General features: G+C 61.0%; 17 protein-coding genes. 14 read left to right on the forward strand and 3 right to left on the reverse strand.

Annotation, left to right across the window (positions count from 1 at the left end):
• The 3 genes from tssK to tagH form a co-directional block, all read right to left on the reverse strand.
• Positions 1-1,335: a type VI secretion system baseplate subunit TssK gene (gene tssK / locus AB7M29_RS02545; protein WP_052967838.1), complete on the reverse strand. Its 1,335-nt coding sequence runs from the start codon at positions 1,333-1,335 to the stop codon at positions 1-3.
• Positions 1,336-1,351: 16 nt separating this feature from the next.
• Entirely contained in the window at positions 1,352-1,864 is a 513-nt protein-coding gene (tssJ, locus tag AB7M29_RS02550; RefSeq protein ID WP_454246265.1) for a type VI secretion system lipoprotein TssJ, read from the reverse strand.
• 75 nt (positions 1,865-1,939) lie between these two features.
• Positions 1,940-3,346: a type VI secretion system-associated FHA domain protein TagH gene (gene tagH, locus AB7M29_RS02555; RefSeq protein ID WP_454246266.1), complete on the reverse strand. Its 1,407-nt coding sequence runs from the start codon at positions 3,344-3,346 to the stop codon at positions 1,940-1,942.
• A 402-nt stretch (positions 3,347-3,748) separates the two neighbouring features.
• Here tagH and tssA point away from each other — a divergent pair, with 402 nt between their 5' ends.
• The 14 genes from tssA to AB7M29_RS02625 all read left to right on the forward strand — a co-directional run bounded on the left by tssA (position 3,749) and on the right by AB7M29_RS02625 (position 22,012).
• Positions 3,749-4,768 (forward strand): type VI secretion system protein TssA, encoded by a 1,020-nt coding sequence (gene tssA / locus AB7M29_RS02560; protein ID WP_217856909.1) that lies wholly within the window; start codon positions 3,749-3,751, stop codon positions 4,766-4,768.
• 80 nt (positions 4,769-4,848) lie between these two features.
• On the forward strand, positions 4,849-5,358 hold the full coding sequence (gene tssB, locus AB7M29_RS02565) for a type VI secretion system contractile sheath small subunit (protein WP_007894500.1): 510 nt from the start codon (positions 4,849-4,851) through the stop codon (positions 5,356-5,358).
• 15 nt (positions 5,359-5,373) lie between these two features.
• Positions 5,374-6,867, forward strand: coding sequence for a type VI secretion system contractile sheath large subunit (gene tssC / locus AB7M29_RS02570; RefSeq protein ID WP_052967842.1), 1,494 nt, complete (start codon positions 5,374-5,376; stop codon positions 6,865-6,867).
• A gap of 158 nt (positions 6,868-7,025) precedes the next feature.
• Positions 7,026-7,514 carry an Hcp family type VI secretion system effector gene (locus AB7M29_RS02575; RefSeq protein WP_007894494.1) on the forward strand — a complete coding sequence of 163 codons (489 nt, stop codon included), beginning with the start codon at positions 7,026-7,028 and terminating at the stop codon, positions 7,512-7,514.
• 81 nt (positions 7,515-7,595) lie between these two features.
• Positions 7,596-8,054 carry a type VI secretion system amidase effector protein Tae4 gene (locus AB7M29_RS02580; protein WP_454246267.1) on the forward strand — a complete coding sequence of 153 codons (459 nt, stop codon included), beginning with the start codon at positions 7,596-7,598 and terminating at the stop codon, positions 8,052-8,054.
• Complete coding sequence (locus AB7M29_RS02585; RefSeq protein WP_217856911.1) at positions 8,051-8,491, forward strand: hypothetical protein; 441 nt, start codon at positions 8,051-8,053, stop codon at positions 8,489-8,491. The genes AB7M29_RS02580 and AB7M29_RS02585 overlap by 4 nt, the downstream gene beginning before the upstream one ends.
• A gap of 56 nt (positions 8,492-8,547) precedes the next feature.
• Positions 8,548-8,997, forward strand: coding sequence for a hypothetical protein (locus AB7M29_RS02590; protein ID WP_225923088.1), 450 nt, complete (start codon positions 8,548-8,550; stop codon positions 8,995-8,997).
• Entirely contained in the window at positions 8,991-9,503 is a 513-nt protein-coding gene (gene tssE, locus AB7M29_RS02595) for a type VI secretion system baseplate subunit TssE (protein WP_007894480.1), read from the forward strand. The genes AB7M29_RS02590 and tssE overlap by 7 nt, the downstream gene beginning before the upstream one ends.
• Positions 9,500-11,359 carry a type VI secretion system baseplate subunit TssF gene (gene tssF / locus AB7M29_RS02600; protein WP_454246268.1) on the forward strand — a complete coding sequence of 620 codons (1,860 nt, stop codon included), beginning with the start codon at positions 9,500-9,502 and terminating at the stop codon, positions 11,357-11,359. Before tssE ends, tssF begins: the two co-directional genes overlap by 4 nt.
• Positions 11,323-12,375 carry a type VI secretion system baseplate subunit TssG gene (gene tssG, locus AB7M29_RS02605; RefSeq protein ID WP_217856913.1) on the forward strand — a complete coding sequence of 351 codons (1,053 nt, stop codon included), beginning with the start codon at positions 11,323-11,325 and terminating at the stop codon, positions 12,373-12,375. The genes tssF and tssG overlap by 37 nt, the downstream gene beginning before the upstream one ends.
• Positions 12,368-15,046 carry a type VI secretion system ATPase TssH gene (tssH, locus tag AB7M29_RS02610; RefSeq protein WP_454246269.1) on the forward strand — a complete coding sequence of 893 codons (2,679 nt, stop codon included), beginning with the start codon at positions 12,368-12,370 and terminating at the stop codon, positions 15,044-15,046. Before tssG ends, tssH begins: the two co-directional genes overlap by 8 nt.
• A gap of 180 nt (positions 15,047-15,226) precedes the next feature.
• Positions 15,227-17,164, forward strand: coding sequence for a type VI secretion system Vgr family protein (locus AB7M29_RS02615; protein ID WP_217856915.1), 1,938 nt, complete (start codon positions 15,227-15,229; stop codon positions 17,162-17,164).
• 18 nt (positions 17,165-17,182) lie between these two features.
• Positions 17,183-17,617 carry a DcrB-related protein gene (locus tag AB7M29_RS02620; protein ID WP_217856916.1) on the forward strand — a complete coding sequence of 145 codons (435 nt, stop codon included), beginning with the start codon at positions 17,183-17,185 and terminating at the stop codon, positions 17,615-17,617.
• A gap of 12 nt (positions 17,618-17,629) precedes the next feature.
• On the forward strand, positions 17,630-22,012 hold the full coding sequence (locus AB7M29_RS02625; protein ID WP_454246270.1) for an RHS repeat-associated core domain-containing protein: 4,383 nt from the start codon (positions 17,630-17,632) through the stop codon (positions 22,010-22,012).
• Positions 22,013-22,015 lie beyond the last annotated feature (3 nt).

The raw sequence follows: 22,015 nt of genomic DNA on the forward strand, positions 1-22,015 counted from the left end.
TTATCCTCGGATCGCCCAGAAAGCCAGGTTCAGCCCCGGGAATTGCCCCGCGATGTAGAACGCAAAACCGCCGGAGTTGGCCAGTTGCTGCCAATGCTCGCTGCCCCGGTCCAGTTCGTAATAAGTGGAGCCGGCGTGATACGGGATTTGCCGTGGCGCCACCGGCAGCGGCAGCAGGCCAATGCCCGGTAATTGCAGGTTGACCAGGTTGCGGATGTGCTCCACCGAGCCGACCTTGCTCTGTTGGCCGAAGTGGCTGCGCAGGGTTTCGGCGGGCACGTCGGCGCGCACCACCAGGATGAAGCTGGCGCTGTCGAGCAGGGACTTGTCGGCCAGCATCGCCACATGGACGCCGTAGGCTTTTTCGACAATCGGAATCGGCGTGGCCTTGCTGTCGATCAGCATCGACAGCGCCTCACGCAGGGCTTGCATCACCGGCGCAAAACTCAGCGCCAAGTCATCGTGCTGGTATTGCGGGTATTCCTGGGGTCGCCGCCCGGAAGCGGTAAAGGTCGAGAACTCGCCGGCCAGACTCACCAGCTCGCTGTAGAACCGCTCGGGGTGCAACGGGCTCAACTGGCTCAAGTGCTGGATCAGCGGCTGGGCACGGTTGACCAGTTGCAGCAGCATGAAATCGGCAATCTCCGAAGCACCGCCGGCACCGGATGCCACCACCCGCCCGGCGAGGGCTTCGCCGCGCTGATGCAGCAGGCCCAGCAGTTCGTTGCGAAACGCAGCCAGGGGGTTGGAAGCGACCACATCCAGTAGCGGCGGGATGTAGGTATCGTCGAGCACCAAGGCTCGGTCGGCGCGTTTCTCCTTGATTCGCACCAGACCGATGGCGGCGTAGTCGCTGATGCCATCCTGGGCAACCAATAACCGCAGCGCCCTCGACCCCACGGCTACCGGGGCCTGATTTTCGAACGGCGCGTTGTCGTCCCGTACTTCGCGCACCTGGCTCACGTAGCGCGCAGCGCCCAGGGCTTCGCCTTCGTCAACCGTATCACGCGCACCGGCGCGCTTGAGCGGCAAGGCCAGGTACACCAAGCCATCGCGCAGGTTGTCATCGACATTCAGCGGGCTCGGTGCCAGGTCATCCTGGGGAATGTTGAATGGCGTGCCGTCCGGCAACAGGCCCCGCGCCGAGATAATCGCCAGTTTGCCCTGGGCCAGCAGGCCCTGGTCGATCAGCAATTCGGAGAAACCCCAGGCGCCGGCCGACAACGGGCGGCTCCGGGCGTCGATGAGGTTCTCCAGGTAACGGTCATGCTGCTGGAAGTGCTGCGTTCCAATGAACATGCCTTCCGACCAGACCACACGATTGTTCCAGGACATGGGGGGCTCCGATTGCTTATTGGGCAGGGCTGGATGGGGAAACCACGACGGCGCTGCGCACGGCTCGCACGTCGAGGCTGATCTGGTATTCGGTGTATTGGCGCGGCGGGACATTCATCACTGCGCGCCACAACGACTGATCCAGCTCGCGATACCCCACCAATACGCCGATATGGCGGGTGGCCGGGTCGAGGTCGCGCTGCAGGCTCAACTGCTGGCCGGGCTGGATCAGCACTTCGTCCTGATCGATCAGATCGGCGCCGAGCGTCGCCTGGGCCCGTTCGGCCAGTGCGAAATAATCGGAGCGGCCGAAGGTGGCGGCATTTTTCAGTTCGAAAATACGCACCCGGACCGGGGCTGGCTGGCCAGTGGCGCCGGGGTTGAGCCCGGCAATGGCGTGAAAGTGCAACTCGACGGCGGCCGTGTCGGCCTCGGCCTCAGCCTCTTCGGGCTGGGGTTTGGCCGCATCCTTGGCACATGCGGTCAGCAGAAGCGCGGTGACAACTGCGAGTAAAAACCTGGGAATCATCCTGCGTCCTCAATGACGTTTCAGCTATCCGTTGTTCCGTTCTTTGCTATCAATGGCGCTATGCGATGGCGATGCTCAGCCGCGGCGCTGCCTTGTACTGTGTTCTTCGTAGGCACGGCTGAATTCCCGACCGAACAGGTCCTGGAAATCCTCTTGGGCCTCGCGGGAAATATTGCTGTAGAGCTCGGTGAACTGCTGCCAGTACTGGGCCTGTCGCGATCCACTGAAAATGCTCGACAGGCCGCCGGGCTTGCCCATGCGCTCTTCCAGTTGCGCCGGCTCGAAGCGCGCCAGCAGGTGCTTGATCGCAGCTTCCACGCCAGCCATCACCGCCAATTGGTGGGCACGCAAGTCATCGAAGCTGTCGCGCACAGCCAGGTCCGGCGCCATGAATGCCTGATTGCTGTGGCGCAACAGCAACAGCAATGCTTCATCGACGTTGGGAGCGAATTTCAGCGGGTTGTTTTCCACCGGTTGAATCATCGTCTGCTGAATGCGGAACTCGCCCTTGAGGCTGCTACGGGCGCGCAAGACATCGATCAGGCCTTCGACCATCAGCCGATAACTGCGGCCGATGCTTTCCATTTGCGCTTCGGCCTGGGCCTTGTCCAGGCGTACTTGATCCAGCCCGGCACCGCGCAGAAAGGCTTGCAACAGGTCGGGTTGAGAATTGTCGGCAGGGTTGACCGGATCGACCAGGCGTTCGACGACGGCCACGGACGGTTCGCGAAGGGGAGCCGGTTCGATCGGTACGTTGATGTGAGGTTCGGGTGGCGGCGCAACCTCTGCAACCGGCAGCGGGGCAACAGCCACCGGCGCAGGCTTGTCGCTGAGCAGGTCCCAATCTTCCGGAATCACCGGGGCCGACGCCAGCGGTGCAGGCCCGGCCACGGGCGTTGGGTCGGGGATCGGAGTCGGCGGGCGGAAGTCGTGCTGCTCGGCCGGGACATGGTCAGGCTGGGTGGCTGGCGGGACGCTGGTCGGTGTCAGAAAGTCGAACAGGTCCGGCATCGTGTCCATGGCCGATACGCCCTGAAAATGTGCAGGTGGTGTCACGGGCAACGACGTCGGCGTATTCACGACAGCGCCCTGACGCCCCATCAGGGCCTCAAAGCTGCTGGACGAATCAGCAAAAGGGTTGCCGTCGGTCACCGGCAGACTGAAATCAATACGCGCCTGGATTTCATAATCCCCGATGCGGATAACTTCGCCATCTTGCAACGGCTCGCTGTTGCCCTTGCGCAGACGAATACCGGCCTTGACCAACTCCACACCGTTGGTGCTGTTATCGGTTAAATAATACCGGCCATCTTTATGTTGAATAACGCAATGTTTGCCGGAAACCAAGCGCTCAGGGTCGGGCAATACCCAGTCATTATCAGAGTTTCGACCTATCGCCATCACACCCTGATTCATGGATTTCTCAGGGCACTGGCCAGGGGTAATTTTGTGATAACTAGTAATAGTCAAACACAGCGACATCTTGCCTCCTTGCTGAACACTTTGCGCGCGGACGAATCGGGATTTACTCCCGCCAGACTCGGTCCGACTACCTTGCAAACAACCTCGAAAACGGCTTTTTGCCAGCATGATTGCTAATATTAACCGGCTTGCGTGACAAAAAACCTGCATCAGTGCCTGCCTCGACCCATCGGTCGCGCGGGTTGTTAAGCACCTCACATCTGTCACACAGGGGAAATAGCTTACCTTGACAAGCCATAAGTACTACACCAAAAATGCACAACTTCTTGAATATCAATGATGGCACTTTAAGATCATCGCGCATCCAAAGGGCCATTACACTCAAGGAAACACGTTAGTTCCACCTGGAACTAACGTGTGAACAGCCCGACTGTCAGTCGGGCGATAGGGAGATCAAATTCAGTGGAAGTGCCTTTGTTGCTCGCCGCCGTTTCTGCGACTTCGCCTTGTGGTGAAGATTTGGAATATGACGCGGATTTTTTGCGCCTGGAACGCGACTCCCTGGGCCAGCCCGAGCGCAGCATGGGCGATTCGATATTGCCTGCCGCCCCCCCTGAATGGCGCAGCATCCAGCAGCAAAGTCTGGAGTTGTTGCAACGCAGCAAAGACCTGCGCATCACCCATTTCCTTTTGCAAAGCTCCCTTGCCCTCGAAGGCGTCACCGGCCTTGCCCGCGTCCTGACGCTGATCAGCGAGTTGCTCAAGCAGTACTGGGCCGACCTGCATCCGCGCCTGGATGCCGAAGACAACAACGACCCCACTGTGCGCATCAATGCCCTCGCCGGCCTGACGTCCGATGCAACCATTCGTCTGCTGCGCGAAAGCATCCTGGCCCGTTCGCGAACCTTTGGTGCTGTCAGCCTGCGCGCCGCCGCCAATGCCAGCGGCCTGCAAAGCTTCCCTGACGAAAACCTCGGCGCCGAGCAGCTCGCCGGGGCGTTCCTGGACAGCGATCCCGAACAGTTGGAAATCACCCGCGCGGCTTTGCACGAGGCCCGCAGCGTCGCCGAGGCCATCGAGCAACAGATCAGCGAACAAATCGGTTCCGCCCAGGGCGTTGACCTTGGCCCGTTGAAGCAACCGCTAAAAATGGCCCTGCAGATTCTCGGCCAGTTCGCCCCGCAAAGCGGCGACAGCCCCCTGCCCGATGCCATCAGCGACGACAGTGCCGCGCCGGTTGAACACTCCACCGCGCCGAGCACACCGCGCAGCACTGGCGAAATCAACAACCGCGACGACGTGCTGCGCAGCCTGGACCGGATTCTTGCGTACTACACCCGTCATGAGCCCTCCAGCCCGCTGCCGGTGCTGTTGAACCGGGCGAAGAATCTGGTGCATGCCGACTTTGCGGCCATCGTGCGCAACCTGATTCCCGACGGCATGAGCCAATTTGAAAACCTGCGCGGACCAGACAGCGAATAAAAGCGAACGGATCACGCAGTCACGTCACCGGTACCACCGATGACGCCAACACCGTCGCTTGAGCGACCAGGAGCAGCAACGTGGCGAAGCAAAGTTCTCAGAAATTCATCGCGCGCAACCGTGCGCCTCGAGTGCAGATCGAGTACGACGTCGAGCTCTACGGCGCCGAGAAAAAGGTCCAGTTGCCCTTCGTCATGGGCGTCATGGCGGACCTCGCCGGCAAGCCCGCCGAGCCTCTGGCACCCGTGGCCGATCGCAAGTTCCTCGAGGTGGATGTCGACAACTTCGACTCGCGCCTCAAGGCCATGCAGCCACGCGTCGCGTTCCACGTGCCCAACGAGCTGACCGGCGAAGGCAACCTGAGCCTGGACATCACCTTTGAAAGCATGGACGACTTCAGCCCGGCCGCAGTGGCGCGCAAGGTCGACTCGCTGAACAAGTTGCTCGAAGCGCGCACCCAACTGGCCAACCTGCTGACCTACATGGACGGCAAGACCGGTGCCGAAGAAATCATCATGAAGGCCATCAAGGATCCGGCGCTGCTCCAGGCACTTGCCAGTGCGCCGAAGCCAGCCGAGCCTCAGGCTTAATCAGGACGAATGATCATGACCGATTCAGTACGTGCAGACGCTCAGACACTGGGCACCACCGAAGAAGCCAGCGAGTTCGCCTCCCTGCTGCTGCAAGAATTCAAACCCAAGACCGAACGCGCTCGTGAAGCCGTCGAGACCGCCGTGCGCACCTTGGCCGAACAGGCTCTGGCGCAGACCGACCTGGTGTCCAACGACGCCATCAAGTCGATCGAATCAATCATCGCCGCCATCGACGCCAAGCTCACCGCTCAGGTCAACCAGGTCATTCACCACCCCGATTTCCAGCAACTGGAAAGCGCCTGGCGTGGCCTGCACTACCTGGTGAACAACACCGAGAGCGATGAGCAACTGAAGATTCGCGTGCTCAATATCTCCAAGACCGACCTGCACAAGACCCTGAAGAAATTCAAGGGTACCGCGTGGGACCAGAGCCCGATCTTCAAGAAGATGTACGAAGAAGAATACGGCCAGTTCGGCGGCGAACCTTACGGTTGCCTCGTGGGCGATTACTACTTCGACCAGTCGCCGCCGGATGTCGAGTTGCTGGGCGAGTTGTCGAAAGTCTGCGCCGCCATGCACTCGCCGTTCATCGCTGCCGCATCGCCGACCGTGATGGGCATGGGCTCGTGGCAGGAACTGTCGAACCCGCGCGATCTGACCAAAATATTCACCACCCCGGAATACGCCGGCTGGCGCTCGCTGCGCGAATCGGAAGACTCGCGCTACATCGGCCTGACCATGCCGCGCTTCCTCGCGCGTCTGCCGTATGGCGCCAAGACCGATCCGGTGGAGGCCTTCGCCTTCGAAGAAAGCACCGACGGTGCCGACAGCTCCAAGTACACGTGGGCCAACGCCGCTTACGCGATGGCGGTGAACATCAACCGCTCGTTCAAACACTTCGGCTGGTGCTCGCGCATTCGTGGCGTGGAGTCTGGCGGTGAAGTGGAAAACCTGCCGGCGCACACCTTCCCGACTGACGATGGTGGCGTGGACATGAAATGCCCGACCGAAATCGCCATTTCGGACCGCCGTGAAGCGGAACTGGCGAAGAACGGTTTCATGCCGCTGCTGCACAAGAAAAACACTGACTTCGCCGCGTTCATCGGCGCCCAGTCGTTGCAGAAACCGGCCGAGTACGACGACCCGGATGCCACCGCCAACGCCAACCTGGCCGCGCGCCTGCCGTACCTGTTCGCCACCTGCCGTTTCGCCCATTACTTGAAGTGCATCGTGCGCGACAAGATCGGCTCCTTCAAAGAGAAGGACGAAATGCAGCGTTGGTTGCAGGACTGGATCCTCAACTACGTCGACGGTGACCCGGCGCACTCCACCGAAACCACCAAGGCCCAGCACCCATTGGCTGCGGCCGAAGTGATTGTCGAGGACGTGGAAGGCAACCCGGGGTACTACAACTCCAGGTTCTACCTGCGCCCGCACTATCAGCTCGAAGGTCTGACCGTGTCGCTGCGCCTGGTATCCAAGCTGCCTTCGGCCAAAGGCGCGTAACACCGACCTTGATGTGATCGTTCCCACGCTCTGCGTGGGAATGCCGCCCGGGACGCTCCGCGTCCCATTGACGCGGAGCGTCCCCAGATGCGTTACCACGCAGAGCGTGGGAACGATCAACAAAACACAATGTGGTAGAGACCACACAGGGAGAAAACATGGCTGTTGATATTTTCATCAAGATCGGCGACATCAAGGGCGAGTCCATGGACAAGGCCCACAAGGACGAAATCGACGTCTTGAACTGGAGCTGGGGCATGTCTCAGTCCGGCAATATGCACGTGGGCAGCGGTGGTGGTGCAGGCAAGGTGAACATCCAGGACCTGTCGCTGACCAAGTACGTCGACAAAGCCTCACCGAACCTGATGATGCACTGCGCCAGCGGCAAGCACATCGACAAGGTCAAGCTGACCGTGCGCAAGGCCGGCGGCGAAAGCCAGGTCGAGTATATGATCATCAACCTGGAAGAAGTGTTGGTCACTTCCCTGAGCACCGGCGGCTCGGGTAGCGATGATCGCTTGACCGAAAACCTCACCCTGAACTTCGCCAAGGTGCTGGTGGACTACCAGCCACAAAAGGCCGATGGCACCAAGGAAGGCGGGCCGGTCAAGTTCGGCTGGAACATCCGCCAGAACGTCAAGGTGTAACGAACATGCCCCCGCCGTTATACGTCGGGGGCATTTTGGTGCTTGCTCGAATCCAATCCTTTTCCCTCCGGTGTCTGAGTCATGGCCAAGCCTTCGTTTATTAATTTGTGGAAAGCGTATTCCGACCTCCTGATTAAGTACCCTGACGCAAAGCCCTGCGAAGGGCCTTGGGCAAACCAGTGTGCTATTCGCATGAGCATGACGCTCAATGCGGAGCTGACCATAAAGGTCAACAAATCCACCTATACCGAACCCAAATGTGAACATGAACACGCGAGGGGTGCCGAATCACTGGCGAACTGGTTGTGGAAGCATCATCTGGGACGGCCACAGATTCTCGGTGGAAGCGCCGACGAACGCCGCAAGTTACAAGACAAGACCGGCCTCATCTTCTTCAAGGATTGTTTCCAGCAGACAGGAGAGTCATCGGACAATCGCACCGGCGATCATATCGACCTGTGGAATCGCGGCCTGACCATTGGCCGGTATAGCGACCCTGCATACCGATCCAAAGCCATCTGGTTCTGGGAGCTGGCATGATCAGATCCAGCCGAAACCTGGCGGCCCTGTGCTGCGTATTGTCGAGCCTGTGGGCGTGCGCCGGCCAACAGGCTACCCCTGCTTCCGAGGATCAGGTCGTCACTCTGGGCGAACAACGACTGACGCTGGGGAACGATCAGCAGCAATGCGTGTTGCGTAAACCGGATCAGAGCGTGCTGCCCCTCGAGATGCCATGGCCTTGCCAATTTGCTGTCGACCGACAGGGAAAACCTCACGTCGAATCCTTCAATAACGTACCAATCGTGATCGTGCTGCATGTGAGCGTTGATCCTGCGAACAGTCGTGAATGCCGGTCCGAGTATCGCGCCGTACGCCAAGTCAAAGGCCAGCTCGAACCTTCGGTGGTCGCGCGCAGTGCCAGTTGCCTGCGCGGTACAGGGGATCAGAAAGATTACACGGGTCTTTTCATTTGGTAGCCGACCTCACATGCGATCGTCCACGACTCTGCGCATCGCTCAAGACAGATTGGGCTTTGAAGGTTGAAATGATTAAAAGAACCCTGTTGATACTACTGTCGGGCGGCCTGCTGAGCCTCAATGCCTGGGCCGAACAGCAACCATCCGCTGCACCCGGCAATCAGGTAATTGTCGCCGGACAAACACTGACCCTGGAAAGACACGATCAGCAATGCGCCTTGCGCAAACAGGACCAAAGCCTCTTGAAACTGGACATGCCGTGGCCTTGTTTTCTGAGTGTCGATCGAAAAGGTCAGCCACGGGTCGAAACCTTCAAAAACGCCCAAATCATTATCGTGGAGCACTCCATACCCGAGCCGCCTCCAAGTCGTGATTGTGACGCTCGGTATCAGGCCATCCGCCAAATCAAAGGCCAGCCAATGGAAGTGTCGAAGGTCGCCCATAGTGCTGGCTGTATGACCGGCGTCATGGACCAGAAAAATTTTGTGGCGCATTTCTCGTGGTAACCGAAATCGCCACCCGCGATCGCCTGCAACCGTCCCTGCTGGACCGGTTGACCGACGACGATCCGAGCAACCTCAAGGAAAGCGCCGACAAGCGCGTGCTCTCCCTGACCCAACTGAAAGCCTCGGTGCTGCGTGACTTGGCGTGGCTGCTCAACACCACGTCGTTGCTCAGCGCCGATGCGACGTTGCACACCCCGGCCGGCACTTCAGTGGTCAACTTCGGGCTGCCAGCCCTGGCCGGCAACAGTGCGTCGAACGTCGATATCGCGGCGCTTGAAGCGCTGATCCACCAGGCCATCGCCACGTTCGAACCGCGGATTCTGCGCAACACTTTGCGCGTGCGGGCCCGGGCATCCGCCGAGATGAACCACAACGCCCTGAGTTTCGAGATCGAAGGCGATCTCTGGGCCCAGCCAGTGCCGCTGCGCCTGATGCTGCAAACCGACCTGGACCTGGAATCCGGTCATGTGCGAGTGATCAACGCCGAACAGCGGAGACGCTCATGAACCCGCGCCTGCTGGAACTGTACAACCAGGAATTGCACCACGTGCGCGAAAGCGCGGCGGAGTTCGCTCAGGAATACCCGAAAATCGCCAGTCGGCTGACGTTGTCCGGCATGGACTGCGCCGACCCGTACGTCGAGCGCTTGCTGGAAGGGTTCGCCTACCTGACGGCGCGGGTACAGCTCAAACTCGATGCCGAATACCCGACCTTCACTCATAACCTGCTGGAAATCGCGTACCCCCATTACCTGGCGCCGACACCGTCGATGACCGTGGTGCAATTGCAGGCCGACCCCGATGAAGGCTCGCTGAGCAGCGGTTTCCCGCTGCCGCGGGACACGGTCCTGCGCGCCGCCCTGGGCCGCGAAACCCAAACCTGCTGCGAGTACCGCACCGCCCACGCGGTGACGTTGTGGCCGTTGCAGGTCAGCCAGGCCGAGTACTTCGGCAACCCGTCCGCCATGCTCGGACGCCTGGCCGCCAGCGAACCCAAGGCCAAGGCCGGTCTGCGCCTGACCCTGCGCACCGGCGCCGAACTACCGTTCAACAGTCTGGCCCTGGATAACCTGCCGCTGTACCTCAATGGCGCAGACGAGCAACCCTTCCGCCTCTATGAACAACTACTGGGCAACGTCTGCGCCGTGTTCGCCCGTCAGCCCGGCGGTGACTGGGTGGAACGCCTGCCGCAGGACGCACTGCGTTCCCAGGGATTCGACGATACCGACGCCGCGCTGCCAGTGGTCTCGCGGGCCTTCCAGGGCTATCGCCTGTTGCAGGAATACTTCGCCCTGCCCCACCGCTTCCTGTTTGTCGACTTCACCCACCTGAGCCGGGCGGTCAAACGCTGCGACGGCCAGGAACTGGAATTGATCGTGCTGTTCGACCGTCACGATCCGAGCCTGGAAGGCAGCGTCGGAGCCGCGCAGTTCCTGCCGTTCTGCACCCCGGCAATCAACTTGTTTCCCAAGCGCCTGGATCGCATCCACTTGTCGGAACGGGTCAATGAACACCATGTGATCGCCGACCGCACCCGGCCGATGGATTTCGAGATTCATTCCCTGACCACCCTCACCGGCCACGGCACCGGGTCGGAGCAGCCTTTTTTGCCGTTCTATGCGGTACGTGATCCGTCTCGCTACGGCCGCGATCAGGCTTGGTACACGGTGCGGCGCGAACCCCGCGTGCTGTCCAGCGGCCAGCGGCGCAACGGCCCGCGCTCGACTTACATCGGCAGCGAAACCTTCGTCAGCCTGGTGGACAGCCAGCAGGCGCCTTATCGCCACGACCTGCGCCAACTGGGCGTAACGGCGTTATGCACCAACCGCGACCTGCCGCTGTTCATGAGCGTGGGCAACAGCAAGACCGACTTCACCCTGGCCGACAGCGCACCGGTGGCGGCGGTGCGCTGCGTGGCAGGCCCGAGCCGCCCACGCGCCAGCCATGCCCACGACGCCAAGGCATGGCGGTTGATCAGCCAGCTTTCGCTGAATTACTTGTCCCTCAGCGAGCAAGGCCAGGGCGCCGCCGCCCTGCGCGAACTGCTGCGCCTGTACGGCGACAGCAACGATGCGGCGTTGCAATTGCAGATCGAAGGCCTGCGCGACGTCAGCAGCAAGGCCTGCACCCGACGGCTGCCAATGCCGGGCCCGATCGTGTTTGGTCGTGGCCTGGAGATCACCCTGGAATTCGATGAAAACGCGTTTCGCGGCACTGGAGTCTTCTTGCTCGGTGCAGTGTTCGAGCGCTTCCTGGCACGCTACGTGTCGATCAACAGTTTTACCGAGACGGTGATCCGTACCACCGAACGCGGCGAGATCATGCGATGGAAAGCCAAGCCCGGACGCCGTCCGACCCTGTGAGTACCCTGGACGCGATGCACCAGGAGCCCTGGGAATACGACTTCTTCCAGGCGTTGCGGCGCATCGAGTGCGAATCGCCTGAACTGCCGCGCCTGGGCCATTCGTTGCGCCTGGCCGATGATCCGCTGCGCCTTGGGCAACAAGCCGATTGCACCTTCGCCCCGGCGACCCTGGCGTCGGTACAGCCGGGCGTCGACGGTGCGCCGGCGCGCCTGGAGCAGTTCTTTTTCGGCCTCGGCGGCCCTAACGGCCCATTGCCGCTGCACATCACCGAATATGTGCGCGAACGCCAGCGCAACAACGCCGACAGCACCAGTAAACGCTTCCTGGATGTGTTCCATCACCGCCTGCTGAGCCTGTTTTACCGGGCCTGGGCCGAAGCGCGGCCGACGGTCAGCCATGACCGCCCGGACGATGACTACTGGTCGGCACGCCTGGCGGCACTGAGCGGCCGGGGCATGCCGAGCCTGCTCAAACAAGGGCTGATCCCCGACACGGCGAAGTTGCATTACAGCGGTCATCTGTCGGCACAAACCCGCTACCCGGACGGTTTGAAGGCCATTCTCAGCGAGTACTTCGGCCTGCCGGTGGAGATCGAAGAGTACGTCGGCCAATGGCTGGAGCTGCCGGAACGCAGCCGCGTGGGCGCCAGCGCCCATCAATTGGGCGTGGATTTTTGCCTGGGCCGTTACGTCTGGGATCGCCAGCACAAATTCCGCATTCGCCTGGGGCCACTCAAGCTGGATGACTACATGGGCATGCTGCCCGGTAGCCAACCCTTCAATGAGCTGGTGGCCTGGGTGGCCGAATACCTGGGCCATGAACTGGATTGGGATCTGAACCTGGTTCTGAAACAGCCCGAAGTACCAGCGCTGCAACTCAATCGCCAGTTCCGTCTGGGTTTCAATACCTGGCTGGGCCAACCCGAAAAAGATGCCAAGGATTTAATACTGGCCCGGCATTACGCCGAGCAGGCCAACACCTCACAGACCTCAAGGAGCCATGAGCATGGGTGAAATCAGTCGCGCCGCGTTGTTCGGCAAACTCAACAGCGTGGCCTACAAAGCCATCGAAGCCGCCACCGTGTTCTGCAAGTTGCGCGGTAACCCTTATGTGGAGCTGGCCCACTGGTTTCATCAGTTGCTGCAACTGCAGGACTCGGACCTGCACCGCATCATCCGCCAGTTCAATATCGAGCCGGCGCGCCTGGCCCGTGACTTGACCGAAGCCCTGGACCGTTTGCCACGCGGCTCGACTTCAATCACTGACCTTTCTTCCCATGTGGAAGAAGCCGTGGAACGTGGCTGGGTCTACGGCAGCCTGATGTTCGGCGAAAGCCAGGTGCGTACAGGTTACCTGGTGCTGGGCATCCTCAAGACGCCGAGCCTGCGCCATGGACTATTGGGGCTGTCGGCAGAGTTCGACAAGATCAAGGTCGAGGCCCTGAGTGAGCGTTTTGACGAATACGTCGGTGACTCGCCGGAAAATGCGCTCAGCGCCAGCGATGGTTTCAACGCAGGCAGCGTGCCCGGTGAAGCCAGCGGCGCCATGGCCCCAAGTGCCATGGGCAAGCAGGAAGCGCTCAAGCGTTTTACCGTCGACCTCACCGAGCAGGCCCGCAGCGGCAAGCTTGATCCGATTGTCGGGCGTGACGAAGAAATCCGCCAACTGGTGGACATCCTCATGCGCCGCCGGCAGAACAACCCGATTCTGACCGGTGAAGCCGGCGTCGGTAAAACCGCCGTGGTCGAAGGCTTTGCCCTGCGCATCGTCGCCGGTGACGTGCCGCCAGCGCTCAAGGACGTGGAACTGCGCAGCCTCGACGTCGGCCTGTTGCAGGCCGGCGCGAGCATGAAAGGTGAATTCGAACAGCGCCTGCGCCAGGTCATCGAAGACGTCCAGGCCTCGCCAAAACCGATCATCCTGTTTATCGACGAAGCCCACACGCTGGTAGGTGCCGGTGGCGCCGCCGGCACCGGGGATGCGGCCAACCTGCTCAAACCGGCCCTGGCCCGGGGCACCCTGCGCACCGTGGCCGCCACGACCTGGGCCGAGTACAAAAAGCATATCGAGAAAGACCCGGCCCTGACCCGTCGCTTCCAGGTGGTACAAGTCGCCGAGCCGTCCGAAGACAAAGCGCTGTTGATGATGCGTGGCGTGGCCTCGACCATGGAGAAACACCATCAGGTGCAGATCCTTGACGAAGCCCTGGAAGCCTCGGTCAAGCTGTCCCATCGCTACATCCCGGCGCGCCAATTGCCGGACAAATCCGTGAGCCTGCTGGACACCGCTTGCGCCCGGGTCGCCATCAGCCTGCACGCCGTGCCGGCCGAAGTGGACGACAGTCGTCGCCGCATCGAGGCGTTGGAAACCGAACTGCAAATCATCGCCCGCGAGCACGCTATTGGCATCGTCATCGGTGCCCGCCAGAGCAACAGCGAAAACCTGCTGGCCGCCGAGCGCGAACGCCTGGCCGAACTCGAAAGCCGCTGGGCCGAAGAGAAAACCCTGGTGGACGAACTGCTCGCCACCCGCGCCACCCTGCGCGAAAGCGTCGGCGTGGTAGACAGCGACGTTGGCAGTGACGACAGCCACGCCCTGCGCGAGAAACTGGTGGACCTGCAACAGCGCCTCAGCGCCCTGCAAGGGGAAACCCCGCTCATTCTGCCGACGGTCGATTACCAGGCCGTGGCCTCGGTGGTCGCCGACTGGACCGGTATTCCGGTGGGCCGCATGGCCCGTAACGAACTGGAAACCGTGCTCAACCTCGACCAGCACCTGAAAAAACGCATCATCGGCCAGGACCATGCCTTGCAGATGATCGCCAAGCGCATCCAGACCTCCCGCGCCGGCCTCGACAACCCGAGCAAGCCGATTGGCGTGTTCATGCTCGCGGGCACCTCCGGCGTGGGCAAGACCGAAACGGCCCTGGCCCTGGCTGAAGCCATGTACGGCGGTGAGCAGAACGTCATCACCATCAACATGAGCGAATTCCAGGAAGCTCACACCGTGTCCACCCTCAAGGGCGCGCCACCGGGCTACATCGGCTATGGCGAAGGCGGCGTGCTGACCGAAGCCGTGCGGCGCAAACCCTACAGCGTGGTGCTGCTGGACGAGGTGGAAAAAGCCCACCCGGACGTGCATGAGATCTTCTTCCAGGTCTTCGACAAAGGCGTGATGGAGGACGGCGAAGGCCGGGTGATCGACTTCAAGAACACCTTGATCCTGCTGACCACCAACGCTGGCACCGAGTTGATTGCCAAAGTCTGCAAAGACCCGCAAAACGTGCCTGCGCCTGAAGAGATCGCCAAGTCCCTGCGCCAACCGCTGCTGGAGATTTTCCCGCCGGCATTGCTGGGCCGCCTGGTGACCATTCCGTACTACCCGCTCAGCGACGAGATGCTCAAGGCCATTACCCGCCTGCAGCTCAACCGCATCAAAAAGCGCGTGGAGAACACCCATAAAGTGGCCTTCGATTACGACGAAGCAGTGATCGACCTGATCGTCTCCCGCTGCACCGAAACCGAAAGCGGTGGGCGGATGATCGACACCATTCTGACCAACAGCCTGCTGCCGGACATGAGCCGCGAGTTCCTCACCCGCATGCTCGAAGGCAAAGCGCTGGCAGGCGTGCGGATCAGCGCCCGGGATAACGAATTGCACTACGACTTCAGCGACGCGGCCTGACCTGACCTGACCTGACTAGAACACGGTCAATGTGGGAGCGGGCTTGCTCGCGAAGGCGGACTGACATTCAACATTGATGCTGGATGTCATGGCCCCTTCGCGAGCAAGCCCGCTCCCACACTTGATCCGGTTGCGGCAGGGAAAAGCGGCGCGGCGATTACAACGTTTACGGGATAACTGATGCTATTCAAGCAACTCTCACGCCTGGCAAAAATCACCAGCCCCCTGGGGCCGGATGTGCTGCTGCTCAAGGACTTGGGCGGCGGCGAAGAGCTGGGGCGGCTGTTCAACTATGAGCTGCAATTGCACTCGCTGGACAACGCCATCGACCTCAACCAGTTGCTGGGCAAACCCATGTGCCTGAGCCTGCAACTGGACGGCGGTGGCGAGCGCTATTTCCATGGCATCGTTGCCCGTTGCAGCCAGAACGTCGACCAGGGCCAGTTCGCCAGCTACCAGGCCACGCTGCGGCCCTGGCTATGGCTGCTGACCCGCACCTCCGATTGCCGGATTTTCCAGAACCTGACCATCCCGCAGATCATCAAGCAGGTTTTTCGCGATTTGGGTTTTTCCGATTTCGAAGATGCCCTGAGCCGGTCCTATCGCGAGTGGGAATACTGCGTGCAGTATCGCGAAACGAGCTTCGATTTCGTCAGCCGCCTGATGGAACAGGAAGGGATCTACTACTTCTTCCGCCATGAACAGGGTCGTCACGTGCTGGTGTTGGCCGATGCCTACGGCGCCCACACCAGCGTGCCCGGCTACGCTTCGGTGCCCTACTACCCCAAGAATGAACAGCAGCGCGAACGTGATCACATCCACGATTGGCACCTGGCCCAGGAAGTCCAGCCGGGTTCGCTGGAACTCAACGACTATGACTTCCAGCGCCCCAGTGCGCGAATTGACGTGCGCTCGGCCATGCCTCGTCCGCACACCGCCGGCGATTATCCCCTGTACGACTATCCCGGCACCTATGTGCAAAGCGCAGACGGCGAACATTACGCCCGCACCCGCATCGAAGCCTTGCAGACGCTGCACGAACAGGTCGAGTTCGCCGGCAACGCCCGGGGTCTGGGGTCGGGTCATTTGTTCAGCCTCACGGGCTTCAGCCGCCAGGACCAGAACCGCGAATACCTGATCGTCGGCGCCCGTTACTACGTCGCCCAGGAAAGCGGGGAAACCGGCGGCGCTGCTGCTTCGGCGCAGTTCGAAAGCAGCCTGACCTGCATCGACGCCCAACAAAGCTACCGCCCCCTGCCCAACACCCACCGCCCCATCGTCAAAGGTCCGCAGACCGCACTGGTGGTTGGCCCCAAGGGCGAGGAAATCTGGACCGACCAATTCGGCCGGGTGAAAGTGCATTTCTATTGGGACCGCCACGACCAGTCCAACGAAAACAGTTCGTGCTGGATTCGCGTGTCGCAATCCTGGGCCGGTAAAAACTGGGGCTCGATGCAGATCCCACGAATCGGCCAGGAAGTAATCGTCAGCTTCCTCGAAGGCGACCCGGACCGGCCGATCATCACCGGCCGCGTCTACAACGCGGAACAAACCGTGCCTTACGACTTGCCGGAAAACGCCACCCAAAGCGGCATGAAAAGCCGTTCGAGCAAGGGCGGCACACCGGCGAATTTCAACGAAATCCGCATGGAAGACAAGAAAGGCGCCGAACAGCTGTACATCCATGCCGAGCGCAATCAGGACATCGTGGTCGAGGTGGATGAAAGCCACTCGGTGGGCCACGACCGCAACAAGAGCATCGGGCATAACGAGACGGTGACCATCGGCAACAACCGTCTGCGTATCGTCAAACAGGAAGACATTCTTTCGGTGGGCCAACGCAAGACCGACAGCATCAGCCAGAGCTATGTCATTGAAGTGGGCGAGAACCTGCGGCTGGTCTGTGGTGAAAGCATCCTGGAGCTCAATGCCAGCGGCCAGATCAACCTGACCGGCGTGCAAATCAGCTTCTATGCCAGCGGTGATGCCGAGTTCAACACCGGCGGCGTGCTGCACCTGAACAACGGCGGCGGCGCTGGCGCCACGCCTGATGGCCAGGGCGTCAAGGCCAGCATCGACGCCAACATCAATGCCGCGTTTCCCAAACCCAAGGGCTAATCACGAGATCTGTGTTCCATGACTTACCGAATCAATGAATTCCAGTTCCAACTGCCGGCAAGCGAACTGCAAGACGCGTCGATCAACATCCTCAAGTTCCCTGAACTGGGCACTTCGCTGATTGTCAGCCGCAGCTTGCTGGCCGAGGGCGAAACCCTGCAAAGCAACTTCGACGACCAGCTCAAGCGTCTGGAAAAACAAGTGCAAGACTTGCGTTTTCAACCGGGCGTCGCCGTGCGTCTGGGCGCCAGCCAGGAAGTCGAAGGCATCGAGTTGCGCAGCCAGTTCAACAAGGGCAACGACAAAGTCTTCCAATACCAGTTGGCACTGGTGTTGCCCGGCACTCGCAAAATGCTCGCCCTGAGCTACGTGAAGGCCGAAAAACTCGGCGATGCCGAAGCCGCACATTGGGCGACCATCAAGAGTTCGCTGTTGTTCGACGTTCCGGCCTGATGAGCACCTTGCATGTCTGACGCGCTCTGGGCCGCCCGGCTGGGCGATGCACTCAACCACACCTCGATGATGGCCGACATTCTTGGCGGCGTGCTGGAGGTGGCGGCGAATATTGCGATCACCGCGGTGGCGACGGCTGCCGTGGTCGCGGCCACGGGCATCACGGTCGTCACCGGGGGGTTGGGTTGCGTCGTGCTCGGCTTGGTGGTGGGCACGATTGTCGGCCTCGCCATGAGCAAGACCGGGGCCGACAAAGGCCTGAGCAATTTATGCGAGAGTTTCAGCAACGCCCTCTTCCCGCCCACGGTGCAGGCGAACATTCTCACCGGCTCCACCAACACCCTCACCAACAACATTCCCGCCGCTCGGGCCGCCGGGGCGATTCCGTCCCATGTCGCGCCGGCCGGTACCGAACTGGAGGCGCCCGAGCCCGAAGCCGAAGCCAGTTACCTGGACATGGCCGAGAGCTTCTTCTCCCAGATGTGGCGCCCCACCGTCGCCACCCCGGCGCCCGGCGCGGTGCCCAAGCCGCTGGACCTGCTCGTCTGTATGAAGCATCCGCCGATGCCGCCGCAGTTCATGGCCGAGGGCTCGGACAAGGTCACTATCAACGGTCAGCCCGCCGTGCGCAGCGGCGACCGCAGCACCTGCGACGCCAAGGTGGTGTCGTCCGGTCTGATTTCCTCCAACGTGACCATTGGCGGCGGCTCGGTGGTGGTACGCGAGATCCGCAGCGGCAAGACCCCGGGCGTGGGCCTGGCGGTCACCGCGTTGCTGATGCTCAAGGGCGGCAAGGGAAAATTCCTGAGTAACCTGCCGTGCATGCTGATCGGTGGCGCGACGTCGATGGCCGTCAGCAGCGCGATGGGGGCGATGGCCAACGCCGCCATGGGCTCGTCGAACCCGGTGCATGCCGCCACCGGAGCCAAGGTGCTGGGTGGCGATGTAGAGCTGGATTTCGTATTGCCTGGCATCTTGCCGATGGATTGGCAGCGCTTCTACAACAGCCGCGACGAGCGTCGCGATGGGTTGTTCGGGGCGGGTTGGAGCGTTGCCTACGAGGTGCGGGTTGAAATCCTGCCTCACCCGGAGGGCGGGGAAACGCTGGTCTACACCGATGAACAGGGCCGGCGCATCGACATGGGTTCGATCCCCTTGGGCGGCGCGGTGTTCAGCGCGGGTGAGGGGCTTAGTGTTCGGCGCCACGTTAATGGGCAGTTGTTGATTGAAAGCGATGACGGTGTGTACCGGTTGTTCAATCCAACGCCGGGCAATACGGCGCTGCTGCGCCTTGATCAATTGGGCGATCGCAATGACAACCGCATTTATCTCGACTATGACGAAACCGGACGGTTGGCGCGCCTGCGGGATACCTTCGATCTGGTGCAGGTCGAGCTGATTCACGAAGGCGGACGCGTGGCTCGGGTTGAACGCCTGTACCCCGACCAACACCGCGAAATACTCGTCAGCTACGGCTACGACGCAATGGGCAACCTGACCGAAGTGCGCGATGCCACCGGCCAGGTGCAACGGCGCTTCGCCTACGACGCCGGACAACGGATGGTCGAGCACCAGTTGCCCACAGGGCTGCGTTGTTTCTATGAATGGGCGTTGGTTGAAGACCTGGAATGGCGCGTGGTCGGGCACTGGACCGATGAGGGCGACGCTTACCAGTTCGACTATGACCTCGGCGCCGGTGTCACGCGCATCACCGATAGCTTGCAGCGCGTCAGTACACGACGGTGGAACACCCAGCACCAGATCACCGAATACAGCGACAACCTTGGCCAGACCTGGCAGTTCGAATGGAACGACGAGCGCCAATTGCTCAGCGCCACCGACCCACAGGGCGGGCACTACGCATACAGCTACGACGATGCCGGCAACCTGATCGGCGAAACCGACCCGCTGGGCCGCAGTGACTCGACCTTGTGGCTGGAGCTCTGGGCCTTGCCGCTGGTGGAAACCGACGCTGCCGGCAACAGCTGGCAGTATCGCTACGAACAGCGCGGCAACTGCATCGCCGAAACCGATCCGCTGGGCCACATCACGCGATACCGCTACGACACCCACGGTCAGGTCATCGAGATCATCGACGCCACCGGCAAAAGCAAAAAGCTGCGCTGGAACCCGTTCGGCCAATTGATCGAACACATTGATTGCTCGGGTTATCCGACGCGGTTCAGCTACGACAACCGGGGCTATCTGCAAACCATCACCGATGCCCTCGGCGAACGCACCCAATTCAGCTACGACGCCCAGGGGCGGTTGCTCAGCAGCCAATTGCCGGACGGGCGCACCGAACAGTATCAGCGCGACGTCAGCGGCCAGTTGACCGGTTATACCGACCCGGCCGGGCACACCACGCTCTATCAACACAACCGTCGCGGCCAGGTGCGTCAGCGTACCGACGCCCACGGCAGGCAGGTGCAGTTCGGGTATGACAACTACGGGCGGCTGCAAGCGCTGACCAATGAGAACGGCGAAAGTTATCGGTTTGCCTGGGACGCCGCGGACCGACTGACCGAACAACAAGACCTCGACGGCAGCGCCAAGCGCTACGCCTATGACCCGTTGGATAACGTCGCGACGATAACGGCTGTGCCGGCGCCTTACGGCAACGGCTTGGCCATCGTCCCCGAGACGCCCCTGGCCCCCATCGTTCATCGACTGAAACGCGACGCTGTCGGCCGGCTGATCGCCAAACTCACCGACGATGGCCGTACCGACTACACCTACGACCCACTGGACCAGCTCACCGCCGTCACCTTCACCGACCACCACGGCAACGCACAAACCCTGAGCTTCGCCTATGACGCCCTCGGCCAGTTGCTCGAAGAACAAAGCGCGGCCGGCAGTCTGCAATACCACTACGACGAACTCGGCAACCTGATCCAGACCCAACTGCCCGACGGTCGCTGGCTCAATCGCCTGTACTACGGCAGCGGCCACCTGCACCAGATCAACCTCGACGGCCAGGTCATCAGCGACTTCGAACGCGACCGCCTGCACCGCGAAGTGCTGCGCACCCAAGGCCAGATCAGCACCCGCAGCGAATACGACCGCAGCGGGCGCTTGCGCTCACGCCAACGCCGACACATCAGCCAGCCATCGCTGATGCCGGCCGCCGTGCAGAAACATTTCGAGTACGACCCCGCCGACAACCTGATCGGCAAACTCGACCAACAACCCGCCGCGCAACATCGCCAACTGCTGCACTACGACGCCACCGGCCGCATCATCGCCAGCCAGGACAGCCTGCACGGCCAGCGCGAAACCTTCGCCTACGACGCCGCCGCCAACCTGCTGGACGGCCCACAACCCGGTAGTGGGTTGGTGGTGCACAACAAACTGCTGACCTATCAGGACAAACGCTACCGCTACGACGCGTTTGGCCGGATGATCGAAAAACGCAGCGCTAAACGGGGCCTGCAACGCTTCGGTTATGACGCCGAGAGTCGGTTGATTGAAGTACGCAACGAAAACGGCAGCGTGCTCAGGATGACCTACGACCCGCTGGGTCGGCGCATCGAAAAAACCGAGCACGACACCAACGGCTACCCACTCGGCGAAACCCGCTTCACCTGGGACGGCCTGCGTCTGTTGCAGGAGCATCGCCATCAACAGACCAGCCTCTACCTCTACGAAGACGAAGGTTACGAACCGCTGGCCCGTGTCGACGGCACCGGCCCGCTGCAAAAAATCCGTTATTACCACAACGACCTGAACGGCCTGCCGGAACAGCTCACCGAGGCGGACGGCCACAACGTCTGGCAGGCGAGTTATCGGGTGTGGGGCAACACGTTAGAAGAGGTGCGCGAGCCGTATTACATTGAAGAGCAGAACCTGCGGTTTCAGGGGCAGTACCTGGACCGGGAGACGGGGCTGCATTTCAATACGTTCAGGTTTTATGATCCGGATGTGGGTCGGTTTACGACGCCGGATCCGATTGGGTTGGCGGGGGGACTCAATCTTTATCAGTACTCACCTAACCCATTCACTTGGATAGACGCTCTGGGCCTGAGTTGCTCGAGCGATGCTAAAGTTCTTGGAAGCCGTTTGGGTAAAGCGCCAAACTCAAACTATCGAGCCCACCATATAGTAATGTCTAATTCGAAGGATGTGCGTATGCGCTGGTTGAGAAGACGTATGGACAGACTTGGTATTGACATAAATCAGAAAGAAAATGGTATATGGCTACCTGTAAACCCACAGTCCCGCTTACCAAATACAACAGCAACCGCTCATGCCGGGGAAGGCGTACATGGCAATGCGTATAAACAACACGTATGGGAAACCCTGAAAGGGGCGAACACAAAATCTGGATTCGAGTCGGGTTTAAATAAACTCAACTTGGAGCTCAACGGTGGAAAGGTTTTTCCATTAGCAAAGTAGGAG

It is taken from the genome of Pseudomonas sp. F-14 TE3623 (assembly GCF_053629015.1).